We start from the raw sequence: 12,770 nt of genomic DNA, 5'->3' as shown, positions 1-12,770 counted from the left end.
GGCAATATTAACAGCTATTAATATGCATTACTCTATAGACATTCGAGGATCCGCAATAATTCAAACAATGAATTAATTATAAAGTCCGGCTTTGGATTAATGTTATCGTTAATATCTCCAGTATTTAAGGAATTATATCTTTTAATAATTCCTACGTACATCCCCACAGCCTTAGGCCCAGGAACATCAGTACTTACTCTATCACCAATATAAATCACCTCATTACCTGGCATACCCAGTATATGTAACGCTCTTATGAATGGTTCAGGATGCGGCTTTACATATTTCGTATCATCACCAGCAACTACTATTAAGTCAAAAAACTCATCAATTCCATCCCTACGTATTCTACCCCTCTTAAGACCTGGCTCACCATCAGTATTCGTCACTATACCAAGCCTAAAGCCACACCTCCTTAATTCGCTTAGGGTAGGCATGACATCAGGGAACAACCTACTTCTTAAACGCCATGAATCCCAATAAACTCTAACGAGTTTATTAATTTCGTCAATACTTAATTCAACATTCAATGCCTTAGCTACCTCCTTAAACCAAATCCTCCTATCAAATTGACCAACGGACTCCATCCTAATCTCAACATCCTTAATTACCCCGAGTATGTGATCCTGGTCAAAATTAGTGATTGATGATAACTCATAAGCAATAACCTGTCTCGCATAATTTCTTGCCTCACTAACGTCCATTATCGTGTCATCGTAATCAAATAGTACTGCCCTCACGTTAATCTTCTCATTAAGCACCATACGTACTAACTAATGTTAATAGCATATAGGCTATATCCTTTATTGAGTCGAGTACATCATCGATGCCGAATATTAGGCTCATACTGCTCATGAACTCCACATATGTTAACTCCTTGGCATTTGAATACAACTTATCAAGGGCTGAATCCTTTATATCGTCAACCTCCTCCTCAAGCTTCTGTATACCCATGACCATAACCCTAATGTCACTAAAGCTCTTCTTATCCAGGTTATTCATTATTTCAAGAAGCATTCTCAGGGCTTCCTTACCTATCCTAAGCATTTCCAGGAATTCCTCCCCAAGGAACTTCCTGACCGGCTCAGTATTGCATAGGTAATACGTACGTCTCAACTCCCTTGATAATACGTGAATACCATCAAGTATATCATCTGACTTATTGAGTATTGTATCCATGATCGATGCTGTGGTTATTGGAACAGCCCCCTTAAGTACTGAGTCATTTACCTGCCTAACAATCTCATCACCCTCACGCTCAAGTGCAGCTATCTCCCTCATACCCTCGGAAACCTTGGTCTTACTAACACTGTTATCCTCCACAGCACTTAAGACCATGTCCTCAAGTATAGCTATTGCCCTCTGACTAAGCTCAATATGAGTCACTAACCTACCCAGGAACTCCCTCTCTCCCACGTAAAGCGGTGATAATATTTTTCCCCAAAAGTCTCGTATAAACCTCGACATCCTTAATGCCTGAGTATAACTAAAGAGTTATATATAAACCAATTTCTTATTTCCTGTAATAGGGCGTGATGAGGATGAACCCAACAGAACAATGATGCGGGACGCCGCTACTGATCACATCCTAGCAATCACTAGGTAAAACTTACCAATCTGCTTGCATATTGCTGGTACTTGGCCAATTCGTAATGCCGTGATGCATGGTTCACCACCGCCAATCTTAGTGCTTATGTCGAGTAGGTACTTATCATCAACCTTAGCCTTACTAAAACCACCACTTATTGGGTATACGGCTAGGAAGTCATGACCCATATACTTAAACTGCATCTCCATACCGTAAATCTCGTAATAATGACTTACGGATGAACCTGTCTCCCTGACCCTTAATCTAATCGTTACGGGATTTCCCTGAGTATCCGTTGTTTTATAAATGACGTACGCGCCATCTCTCTCGAACATTGCCCAATCCCTACCGGCTAGGTAAACAATTGCATGTATATTGACAGGTACGGTCACAACCCTAGTTACCGTGTATATGGCTTGAACAACATCATTAAGGCTAAGCATCAACACCCCCTAATCGGCATTACCTATTGCCTTTTTAATCTTAACTTTTCTTTAATTGTAGAAAGTTAACGTAGGAAGTAATTCTCATACTCCTTAACGTACTGAATACTCTCCCTAACACTAAGGAACAACTTCTTGACATATTCAATATCATCCTTAGTGATCTCCTTGTGACCAACCTCCTGAGCCCTCAACTGGGCAGGCGCCAGTAACTGTATCGCATACCTAAGGCTCTCCTCAGTACCTATCTTGGTTAACTCCTCAAGTGCGTCATTAGCCAGTGAAACCTTCTCCTCCCTAGCCCTAATCTTTATTATCTCCCTAACCTCATCAGTCACGTATGGCTTGGTCCTAATGATAATGAGCCTATCAAGCATATCAAGAGGAACACCATGCGGTGACTCAATGTCCGTACCCCTAATCTTCGTTATACCCCTATTAGTGGCTAGGATAAGTATTGGACTCAACTCACTCTCCATAGCCCTACTAAGGTATGCCCACGTCTCCATATCAAGCATGTGAACATCATCAATAAACAACACACCAGGCACAAGCTCACCCTTCCCATCATTTATCAACTTCATTACAGACTCATCAACAGCCTTCCTAACCTCATTGGGTATTTCACGCTCCTCGGTGGCAAATCCAAATATCATTGCACTCAATAAACCCTGCTGCCTTGCCTGGTAAATGTCGAGGTCATTAAGTGTGAAGAACCTAGTGATCTCCTTCTCCTTATAGACAGGCCCCTTCGGTATCTCAATCTTCTTTTTAACATAAATATCATAGGCCTCACCACCCTCACCCTTACCCTGAATAAAGACCCTACCAGTCTCCTCATCAATCCAAATAACATCACCCTCCTCAATCCCAAGTTCAATTACCTGCTCAGCAATCTCAGCAGGGACTCTAAGTTTCTTCTCCTCATCCTTTGTGGCTAGGGTTATGGTGGCACTCCTGGGTATTTGGGCATATGGATTGTATGGATGCCTACCATATTGAATGTCTATGTTCTTAACAACGCCCTCGTAAACTCTACGCCACTCCCTGATCCTAACACCGATGGCGCTCCTAAGGGCCCTGGTTAGGAACTCCGTCTTCTTAACCTCCATACTATAGACCTCAGCAGCACTTATCTGTACAAATGGCGTGTCTGGACCAAGCTCCCTTGCAATGCCTATGGCTAGTGCCGTCTTACCAGTGCCGGGTGGACCGACTATCAATACACCCTTACCACCAAACTTACCCGCCCTAATCATCTTAACAACGTAGTAAGCTGCCTCCCTAGCCTCAACTTGTCCTACAAAACCATCGGCGGAGAATTGAACCTTACCATCCCTAATACCTAAACCCTTAATATGGCTATGCAAACCAATCCTTTCGAAGGTTGGCTTAACCTCCTCTATACGAATGTTGGACATAGTGATCAACGATGTTAAAATATATAGCCTTTAAACCTTTTCAACGTGAGTCCACCAGTAACCCATTTACTCTCATTAAGGTCATTACCTACCTACCCTTATCATTATTGATTCTTCGTTGGTTGGTACGTGTACATTATCAATGCCGTACTTAACCTTCAGTCTCTCAAGGAACTGCAAAGCCTTAATAGCCTCCGTATGAACGAGTATTATCTTTGTATCTGGGTTAAAGTGCCTAATGAAAGCCTCGAGTTCCGCCCTACCACTATGGGAACTAAAGTCAAACCAATAAAGCTTAGCATCAAGAACTACCTCACCTTTATCAATGAATGCCCTACCCCTCGTTAATAATTCAAAACCCGGCGTATCTGGCGCTTGATAACTGGGCAGGATGATAGCATTCCTTCTATCCCTACTTAACCTCTTTAGGTAATAGACTGCAGCGCCACCCTTCAACATACCTGCTGGTGACACTATTATTACGGGTTCCTTTGATAAGGACCTTCTCTGATAATCTGTGGTAATCTCGAGACTATTCTCCACAGCCTTAAGGTAAAGCTCAGGATTTGCCAGGTAATGCGGATACTTAGCCACTATTTGATTTGCAAGTCTTGCTAATCCATCAATTATTATTGGGTAATCAATACCATTTTTATAAAGTGTTATTAGGATCTCCTGAGCTCTACCAATTGTTAATACGGGAATTAATACTGAACCCCCACTCTCAATGGTCTCCTTAATAACCTTAATGAACTCCCTCTCAACCTCCTCCCTAGGTGGATGCGTATTAGCTACGTATGTGCCCTCCATAATAACCACATCAACATCCTTAGGGACGCTATTAACGTCAGCACCACGTAATAGATTTGATGATGCAAGATTGAAATCGCCAGTAAATAGCACTCGGGCGCCATTCAACTCCAATAGCGTCAACATACTGCCCGGCACATGACCGGCATTTATTATTGTTGCCTTTACATCCTTTGATATGTCAATATCCTCACCATAAGTTACGGGTATTGCATGATCAAGTACTGCCTTAATCTCCTCATCCTCATAGGGCAGGTAATAACCGCTTAATTTAATGGCGTCCTTAAACATTATATCCGCAAGCTCAAGGGTTAGGGGGGTTGCATAGACAGGCGGTGGTGAGCTAACGTATAGACTTGGTAATGCACCACAATGATCAAGATGCGCATGACTTAGGAATACTGCCATTATGTCCCTGGGCCTAACATGACTGGGCATTACTGGTTTATCATTCTCGTCAAAATTCACACCATAATCAAAGAGAAAACCCCTATCAGAATTTATATCCTTAACAAAAATCGCCATCCTACCAACCTCCCCACCACTACCCAATACTCTCACTATCAAATCAACCATTTGTACACTGTAATCGTTAAATAACTGGTTTTTGTACTTTGTTATTACGTTAATATAGTTTAAGCGAGAAACTAATTATCATTAATACTCAGTGATTCTTCGAATCCTCTCATTATCCTAACCTGCCAAGGCTTAAGATCAATCTCACCAAGTCTCCATAACCGTAGCAATGATTCCATGGTACATAGTGGATCCATGGACCAAACATCGTTATTAAGTACGCCGGCTCTAACTCTGCAACCACCACAATACCTTAGGTATGGGCATCTCATACATGGTGAATCACCGTAATTCCTCTCCCTAAGCCTAATCACTAATTCCGTGTTTTCCCTAGGCCTCAGCCAAATCTCAGTTAGCCTCTCCCTCCTGACATTACCCATTGGTTTATCATTGAAGAATTGACATGGGTAAACATCACCATTGGGGTATATCGACATTACCTTCCTACCAGCACTACACGCACCCATCCTACTTACAAGCCTTAACTTTCCCATGAACTCACCCTCATCACTACTTGACAACAGAGAGGCGACGACACCATCAGCAGGATTATCCACGGTTAATACCTCAACATCAGGATAATTCCTAGCAGTATCTATTAACCTAATTAAAAATCTCAGTAGTTGGTCAGAACTCGGTAATAAATTAAGGATACCCCTGCCCCTACCACTGGGTACTAGGTGGTAAAACGCTACTCTTGAAATACCCAACCTATGTGCCAACTCTATAACCTCGGGTGCATGATCGATATTCAACTTAGTAACTGTGGTTCTAATACCAACTGGTATTCCAACCTCCATTATGTTTTTAATGCCCTTAACCGCCAAGTCCCAAGCCCCTGGAATACCCCTTATCTTATCATGAATCTCGGGAATCGGTGAATCAATGCTTATACCAACATACTGAGTACCTAGTTCCTTAAGCTTTAGGGCCCAATCCCTGGTTATCAATGTGCCATTTGTACTCAGGGAAACCTTTATATCATAATCACTAGCCCTTCTCATTACCTCAGTAATATCCTCCCTAACTAATGGCTCACCACCACTAATGATAAGTAACGGTGTTCTCAACTCATGGGCATCATCAACAACCCTAAGGGCCTCCTCGGTCGTTAACTCATCCCTCGAGATGCCTTGAATCGCATTTATATAGCAATGAATGCACTTTAGGTTACACCTATACGTTATGTTCCAGAAAATTAACGGCCTACTGATGTCCGTAAACTCCCTATCACTCTTCACGTAGTCATGACCCTTAATGGACAGGCTTACTGTACCACCTCCAACTACTAAATTCGTTATATTAATCATCTAATCAATTAGGCAGGTACTTAACCAGTATAAAACCTTACTTACACGGATACTGCCAAAATAACATTAGGAAGTAAGTTATTAAATGAGAAGACCTGATTTGCAGGCAATGCATAAATGGCCACTTGAGGAAAAGCCATTACTGGTATTTTATGAGACCACCAAGGCATGCCCATTGGCATGTAGGCACTGTAGGGCTAATGCGTTGCTCAAGCCATTACCCACTGAGTTAAGTACTGGCGAGGCTAAGAAATTCATTGAGGATTTGACGGGGTTTGGCAAGCCATACCCAGTACTGATACTCACGGGCGGTGATCCATTGACTAGAGACGATATACTGGAATTAATTGATCATGCCAAATCCCTGGGAATACCGGTGGCCTTATCACCCGCGGTATCAACAAAGTTATTAAATGATGATTTACTTAAGGAACTGAGAGAACGCGTAAACTCCATATCAATAAGCCTAGATGGCGCAAGACCCGAGACCCATAACTACATTAGAAGGAGTGCGCTGGAGAGAATTGATGTTTTCAAGACAACACTGGAGATATTTAGTAAGTTGAGGAGTTATGGGATTGAGTTCCAAGTCAATACGGCGGTCATGAAACTCAACGTCCATGAATTACCCCAGGTATTCAAGATTGTTAAGGATAGCGGTGCCGATGCATGGGAGGTCTTCTTCCTAATACGCGTGGGCAGGGGTATGGAGCTTGAGCCACTGGATCCATGGGAGAGTGAGGATGTTGTTCAATTCCTATATGATGCATCACTATATGGATTACCGATAAGGACTGTGGAGGCGCCCTTCTTCAGGAGGGTCATTATGCAGAGGAACTCCGGCATTAAATATGAGGGTGGTAAGTTATACCAGGAACTAACGAGAGAACTCAAGGAATTAATGGGTGAACCACCAAGCAACGCAAAACCACCAAGCTTCACACCCACTAGGGATGGTTATGGAATAATATTCGTAGCCAGCGACGGTTCAATATACCCAAGCGGTTTCCTACCACTCACGCTTGGTAATGTCAGGAAGGACAATATAGTGAGGGTGTATAGGGAGCACCCAGTACTGAGGACGATAAGGGAGGCTAGGTTCAACGGTAAGTGCGGCGTGTGTGAGTTTAGGAATATATGTGGTGGTTCAAGGGCAAGGGCATACACCGAATTAGGCGACTCACTTGGTTCAGATCCAGCTTGTGTTTATGAACCTACTGTGAAATGATTTTATTGAAGAGCCCCATAAAGCCGAATCTATTGAGTGTCTCGTTGATCCACTCCCACCTTAGGCTACTCCTTACGTTGATATTCCTCATTAACTCCTTAATAATGGCTACGTACCATGGTATATCCCAATTAATGACAATGGATACCACAAGATCCTCAATGGATGCATAGGGAATGCTCCTTATGAGAATTGCCCGTGAGAAAAGCCCTGGAACCAGGGATCTCTCAATAACCACTGAACCACCTAAGGCCTGACTAACTGACTCATAATCTCCATAAATCATTACATCGAGTATATCCGGTACGTCAAAAACACCAAGCCTCCTACCAATAACCTTTAGTAGGCTCGCTAGTCCGCATGCATGGTCTACATTCAATTCAACAAGTCTCCAATGAACATCTTCACAGTCATTACCCATAACAAGTAACACCTACTTACTGCATTCCATCATTATTTCACTATCACTAAACCCTAGACTTCTCAATACTCTTAATGGACTTAGATTGAGAAGTAATAAATCATTACTCTCCAGGTCAATAGCCGTTATAGACCCCGTACTAATGCGTAGTTTGTAGATATTACTTAGTGGTAATCCAGTTATTAAGGCCACGGCAGTAGCAATAGGGTGCCAGTGACTCACTGCGATCACTACCTTCTCATTAATACTCCTGGTGAATTCCAGGAAGTCATCAATCCTACTCATCACCGAATCCATTGATTCACCACCAGGTGGATAATACCTAACGGGGTCCTTCCTGTAATTATCGAATGGCAATTCACTTATCTTCTTGAGCTCCCACTCACCCATGTCGATCTCCCTTAACCTATCATCAACCTTATAATTAGGGCTTATGCAACCTGCTGTTTGGCGTGCACGTAATAATGGCGATGTAAATACCGTACCATTAACACCCATTCTATGTAGAAGTAACGCCGCAGCGGCCGCCTCAAGCCTACCCCTATCAGTCAGTGGATTATCGTTATAATTCCTTGAATGAAGTATACCAAGGGCATTTAACTGCGCCTCCCCATGCCTAACAAGGTATAGTATCACGATAATGATTACGATAAAGCAAGGTAATAAAGCATTACTTAAATCCCAATCATTGGGTCTGGCCAGTAATTATCAAGGACTTCAATCCTACCGTCTAGCATAATCACAATATTGCTCTCAAGCCTAACACCAAACCTGTTGGGTAGGTATATCCCTGGCTCTATAGTGAATACGCTACCCCTCAATAACGCCTTATCATATGACTGACTTATGAACGGTTCCTCATGAACCTCAAGCCCAATCCCATGCCCAGTCCTATGAATGAAATACTGCCCATAACCACCCTCAGTGATGACCCTCCTGGCAATCGAATCAATGTAAGCACCGGTAACGCCTTCCCTAACGCTGGCTATTGCCTCGTCATGAGCCCTCCTAACGAGGTTATGAACTAACTTAAAATCACTAGGTGGATTACCAACCACGAACGTCCTTGTTAAGTCACCGTAATAATCATTATAGGTTGCCGTTACGTCAATAACAATCACATCGCCAACCTCGATCCTCCTTCTGGAAGGTAACCAATGAGGTATTGCGGAGTGTGGACCGGACTGAACAAGTACGTCTCTAGGCTCGGCACCAGCACCACTAATGGCTTCACCAATTACCTTAGCCACCTCGACCTCGGTCATTCCCGGCCTAATGGACTCATGAGCAGCCTTTATGCCCTCCTCAATGGCCCTAACAGCAGTCTTAATATTCGTCAACTCACTTTCATCCTTACTAATCCTCATTGTTGTCAGTAAGTCATCAATAGATGAATCAGTAAACCCATCAATTACCTCACGTAGAATCCACAGGTAATTTAGCGTGGCTCTACCCTCAAGGCCAACCCTTCTTACGGTACCACAATTACTGCTAATGAAGGATTTAATGGCATTTAACGGTCCCTCCTCATCGCCATAAACGATGTATGGCAAGCCCGTATTCCTGGCCTTACCCTCATCAAGTCTCGGCAAGATTAGGGAATAGGCGTTATTACCTGGACAAATCATTAATGCACCAAACCTCTCAAAGGTCTCAATATAGGAACCAACCAGGTATCTAAAGTTAGGGCCAGAAACAATAACCACTAATTCTATTGGTGTTTTACGGACCTCATCAATGAACCTAATAATCCTATTAATGCTCGACATATTACCGATCTAGGAACCAAGGCCCTTTAATTTTATTCCCTTTTGCATATTAATGTTTTTAGATCAGTAGAGGCCGCTGACATCATTGAATCAGTACCCGTAGAATCATCACCAATATAATCAATGTAATTATTGCAATGCAAGGGATTTAAAGATCCTTATCCTAGCAATCCCAAATCCAACTCATTGCTTGCTTAGTTGTATTGATTGGAGCGTTGCTGTGACCCTTATCTTCTCTATTATGTCCAGGAGAAGTGGTGTCTTCTCCCTATCAACAACTATGTAAATATCATTGTCATACCTAAGTACATGCTTGGCAGTTATTTGATTAGACTTCATAACCTGTACCAGAAATGTCACTATACCGACTGGCGCTTTCTCAGCGAACATTATCCTCACCATACCGTACTCCTCAACCTTAGCTTGATTGCAAATACTCGCTATGTACATTAATGGCGCTATTACATGCATCTTATTACCATCATTAAGTATTATGAATTGAACCTTGGCTGCCGTAAGTAAATCCCTAAGTTTAGCAACCTTGTCCATATTCTCCTCAGTTAATGGTATCTCAACCTCACCCATTCCACTGTACGTTATTATCTCGGCCATACTCAATGCCTTAACAATGTCAGGGTACTCATTAACCAATTTATAGTTCATGGAGATCCTCTCAAGGGCCTTCACTATGGTGAACACCTTAGTATCCTTACCAATCATTGTATCAACAAGTGGTTTAATGTTCCTAGCAAGTGCTGAGAGATTAACAAGGCCGCTGGACAGTAATGTTACGTAGAGCGGATTTTCTTCAATAATAATCCTAACGGCCTGTTGAATACTTAATCCCCGAGACACAATTACTATCTGTGAAATAAGGATTAATATTTTTTACTTAAAAATACATTGTAAGTCTAAAATCAGTACATCTAGTACTAGGGTCTAAACATTATTATGAGGTAGATACTATCACAATGAGTAATAATGTTTATTAATTCCATAAATACGCCTCTTAACGATGCTACCCCTGGAATTACTACTGGCAATAATAATACCAATTATCGGCCTAGCCCTTGCTGGGTATAACGCAGCTTCAGTACTTGGAATTAAACCAGGGAAGAAGGAATTAACGGAAATAAACATGCTCATCGCCGAGGGCGCCAAAACATTCCTAATGAGGGAGTACAAGACAATATTACCCACAGGCATTGTACTGACCATATTAATATGGATAGCGTATTACTTCATATTCCATAGTGGGTTAATGGCTGGGTTAGCTGCCCTTGCCTTCGCGCTTGGTGCCATAGGCAGTGCAATCGCCGGTTACTTGGGTATGTACGTAACAACGAGAAGCGCAGCTAAAACAGCCTGGATGGCTAAGAACGGCATGGGATCTGCCCTAAGTACCTCGTTTAAGGCAGGAACCGTCATGGGACTATCACTGGCCAGCATAGCCCTGCTAATAGTCACAATACTCTACATGGCATACTCATTAGTGTTACCAACACCTCTATGGGCCGAGGCACTGGCGCCCGTGGCGTTTGGTGCCAGCTTAATATCACTGTTCATAAGGGTCGCCGGTGGCATATACACGAAAGCCGCCGATTGGGGTGCCGACATAGTTGGTAAGGTTGAGGCTGGAATACCAGAGGATGACCCGAGGAATCCAGGAGTCATTGCCGATAATGTTGGTGATAATGTGGGTGATTGCGCAGGTATGGCTAGTGACGTTTACGAGAGTTTCGTAGTAGTACTTGCAGGTGCATTATTACTTGCAGCTGTATTTAGATTAACATCTGCTCTCGTTAGATTATCAATAATGGTTGCCACATTAACATTAATAAGTACATTAATCGGAGTTCAGGTAGTTAGGGGTGAGGTTAAGGGTAAGAACTTGGCCGCAGCCGCGATGGGTAAGCTCAACATGGCGCTTTATACAACAATAATAATTGCAGCCATACTTGTTGCCATATACGCGTTTCTTGCATTCCCATTGATGGAGGCCATGGCCATATTCATATCCGACCTACTAGGCATGATAACAGCAGTGGTTGTCCTATACGTAACTGAGTACTTCACCCACTATACATTTCCACCTGTCAGAAACATAGCAATGCAGGCAACACTATCGGCGTCAAACGTAATTGTCGCTGGATACTCCTACGGCTTACTTAGTGCTGTACCCACCATCTTCATGGTAATAACAGCCCTAGGTATTTCATACGTATTAGGTTCAATGTTTATACCGCCACACGGAATTGAAGGCGGTATATTCGGCACAGCAATAGCCTCAGTAGGACTACTAAGTCTTGCGGGTATAGTTATTTCCCTAGACTCATACGGCCCAGTCAGTGACAATGCGGGTGGCCTTGTGGAAATGACGGGTATGGAGGATGTGAGGGAAATAACGGATTCACTGGATGCAATTGGTAATACGTTTAAGGCCACCACGAAGGGCTACGCAATAGCCAGTGCTGGTTTAGCAGCATTAATATTATTCATTGGTTTCATATACGAGGTCGTGGAAAGGATGGGAATACCACTAACACAAGCCTTTGGTGAGTTAATGGTTATTGACCCAAGGATAATAATAGGAGCCCTAGTGGGTGTTGCACTCGTATACTTCTTCTCAAGTAGTACCTTAGCCTCGGTCGGCAAGGCAGCCGGTGAACTTGTTGAGGAAATAAGGAGGCAATTCAGGACTAAGAGAATACTTGAGCTTTGGCCTCAGGAGAAGCCTGACTATAACAAGGCAATCGACATAGTGACAAGCCACGCACTCAAGAATTTCCTAGTGCCTGGCCTATCAGCTGTTATTGTACCAATAATCGTCGGATTAGCACTGGGTTGGATTGGTCTCGTTGGGATGATATTCGGTGTAATAATTGCAGGCTTCCCAAGGGCGTTACTAATGGCTAATGCCGGTGGCGCTTGGGACAACGCTAAGAAGTACATCGAGATTGAGGGTATTGAAGTAAATGGTCAGAAATTCGGCAAGAAGAGCGAACCACATAGGAACGCGGTAGTGGGTGATGTGGTTGGCGATCCATTTAAGGACACAACTGGGCCATCACTTAACCCACTCATTAAGGTTGTTAATACTGTTTCAATAGTCTTTGCGCCAGTCATAGCAATGATAAGTCTAATTAATCCAGCAGCCGGTCCATTAATAATGCACTTAATCTCAATATTGATGATTTAAACAGG

Annotated in this window: 12 protein-coding genes; 2 read left to right on the top strand and 10 right to left on the bottom strand. The window is 42.9% G+C overall.

Annotated elements, in window-relative coordinates:
- Positions 1-32 precede the first annotated feature (32 nt).
- The 6 genes from ACP5L5_RS03630 to ACP5L5_RS03605 form a co-directional block, all read right to left on the bottom strand.
- Positions 33-764: an HAD family hydrolase gene (locus ACP5L5_RS03630; RefSeq protein WP_013604673.1), complete on the bottom strand. Its 732-nt coding sequence runs from the start codon at positions 762-764 to the stop codon at positions 33-35.
- Positions 754-1,467, bottom strand: a complete 714-nt coding sequence (locus tag ACP5L5_RS03625; RefSeq protein WP_048056926.1) for a DUF47 domain-containing protein — start codon at positions 1,465-1,467, stop codon at positions 754-756. Before ACP5L5_RS03625 ends, ACP5L5_RS03630 begins: the two co-directional genes overlap by 11 nt.
- Positions 1,468-1,581: 114 nt before the next feature.
- Positions 1,582-2,031, bottom strand: a complete 450-nt coding sequence (locus tag ACP5L5_RS03620; protein ID WP_428761678.1) for a hypothetical protein — start codon at positions 2,029-2,031, stop codon at positions 1,582-1,584.
- Positions 2,032-2,096: 65 nt separating this feature from the next.
- Positions 2,097-3,452: a RuvB-like helicase gene (locus ACP5L5_RS03615; protein WP_428761677.1), complete on the bottom strand. Its 1,356-nt coding sequence runs from the start codon at positions 3,450-3,452 to the stop codon at positions 2,097-2,099.
- Between the two features lie 84 nt (positions 3,453-3,536).
- On the bottom strand, positions 3,537-4,838 hold the full coding sequence (locus tag ACP5L5_RS03610) for an MBL fold metallo-hydrolase (protein ID WP_013604677.1): 1,302 nt from the start codon (positions 4,836-4,838) through the stop codon (positions 3,537-3,539).
- Between the two features lie 71 nt (positions 4,839-4,909).
- Positions 4,910-6,148 carry a radical SAM protein gene (locus tag ACP5L5_RS03605; RefSeq protein ID WP_428761675.1) on the bottom strand — a complete coding sequence of 413 codons (1,239 nt, stop codon included), beginning with the start codon at positions 6,146-6,148 and terminating at the stop codon, positions 4,910-4,912.
- Between the two features lie 85 nt (positions 6,149-6,233).
- Between ACP5L5_RS03605 and ACP5L5_RS03600 the strand changes: the two genes are divergently transcribed.
- On the top strand, positions 6,234-7,376 hold the full coding sequence (locus ACP5L5_RS03600) for a TIGR04053 family radical SAM/SPASM domain-containing protein (RefSeq protein WP_428761673.1): 1,143 nt from the start codon (positions 6,234-6,236) through the stop codon (positions 7,374-7,376).
- On the opposite strand, the gene ACP5L5_RS03595 is transcribed toward ACP5L5_RS03600, so the two are convergent.
- The 4 genes from ACP5L5_RS03595 to ACP5L5_RS03580 form a co-directional block, all read right to left on the bottom strand.
- Entirely contained in the window at positions 7,363-7,797 is a 435-nt protein-coding gene (locus tag ACP5L5_RS03595) for a hypothetical protein (protein WP_428761671.1), read from the bottom strand. The two genes, ACP5L5_RS03600 and ACP5L5_RS03595, sit on opposite strands and share 14 nt — an antisense overlap.
- Positions 7,798-7,809: 12 nt before the next feature.
- Positions 7,810-8,433, bottom strand: a complete 624-nt coding sequence (locus ACP5L5_RS03590) for a histidine phosphatase family protein (protein ID WP_428761669.1) — start codon at positions 8,431-8,433, stop codon at positions 7,810-7,812.
- Between the two features lie 38 nt (positions 8,434-8,471).
- Positions 8,472-9,566, bottom strand: a complete 1,095-nt coding sequence (locus tag ACP5L5_RS03585) for a M24 family metallopeptidase (RefSeq protein WP_428761667.1) — start codon at positions 9,564-9,566, stop codon at positions 8,472-8,474.
- Positions 9,567-9,749: 183 nt separating this feature from the next.
- Positions 9,750-10,421 carry a hypothetical protein gene (locus ACP5L5_RS03580; protein ID WP_428761665.1) on the bottom strand — a complete coding sequence of 224 codons (672 nt, stop codon included), beginning with the start codon at positions 10,419-10,421 and terminating at the stop codon, positions 9,750-9,752.
- Between the two features lie 160 nt (positions 10,422-10,581).
- Between ACP5L5_RS03580 and ACP5L5_RS03575 the strand changes: the two genes are divergently transcribed.
- Entirely contained in the window at positions 10,582-12,765 is a 2,184-nt protein-coding gene (locus ACP5L5_RS03575) for a sodium-translocating pyrophosphatase (protein WP_428761663.1), read from the top strand.
- Positions 12,766-12,770 lie beyond the last annotated feature (5 nt).

The sequence above is a fragment of the Vulcanisaeta sp. genome (assembly GCF_049966235.1).
Classification (GTDB): domain Archaea; phylum Thermoproteota; class Thermoprotei; order Thermoproteales; family Thermocladiaceae; genus Vulcanisaeta; species Vulcanisaeta moutnovskia.
Note: the sequence above shows the minus strand (reverse complement) of the source record. Positions and strands in the feature narration are given on the sequence as shown.

Bases quoted from the DNA above. Each gene is read 5' to 3' on its own strand.
- ACP5L5_RS03625 (WP_048056926.1), bottom strand. From the start codon at position 1,467: ATGTCGAGGTTTATACGAGACTTTTGGGGAAAAATATTATCACCGCTT.
- ACP5L5_RS03575 (WP_428761663.1), top strand. From the start codon at position 10,582: ATGCTACCCCTGGAATTACTACTGGCAATAATAATACCAATTATCGGC.
- ACP5L5_RS03600 (WP_428761673.1), top strand. From the start codon at position 6,234: ATGAGAAGACCTGATTTGCAGGCAATGCATAAATGGCCACTTGAGGAA.
- ACP5L5_RS03585 (WP_428761667.1), bottom strand. From the start codon at position 9,566: ATGTCGAGCATTAATAGGATTATTAGGTTCATTGATGAGGTCCGTAAA.
- ACP5L5_RS03605 (WP_428761675.1), bottom strand. From the start codon at position 6,148: ATGATTAATATAACGAATTTAGTAGTTGGAGGTGGTACAGTAAGCCTG.
- ACP5L5_RS03630 (WP_013604673.1), bottom strand. From the start codon at position 764: ATGGTGCTTAATGAGAAGATTAACGTGAGGGCAGTACTATTTGATTAC.
- ACP5L5_RS03595 (WP_428761671.1), bottom strand. From the start codon at position 7,797: ATGGGTAATGACTGTGAAGATGTTCATTGGAGACTTGTTGAATTGAAT.
- ACP5L5_RS03615 (WP_428761677.1), bottom strand. From the start codon at position 3,452: ATGTCCAACATTCGTATAGAGGAGGTTAAGCCAACCTTCGAAAGGATT.
- ACP5L5_RS03610 (WP_013604677.1), bottom strand. From the start codon at position 4,838: ATGGTTGATTTGATAGTGAGAGTATTGGGTAGTGGTGGGGAGGTTGGT.
- ACP5L5_RS03620 (WP_428761678.1), bottom strand. From the start codon at position 2,031: ATGCTTAGCCTTAATGATGTTGTTCAAGCCATATACACGGTAACTAGG.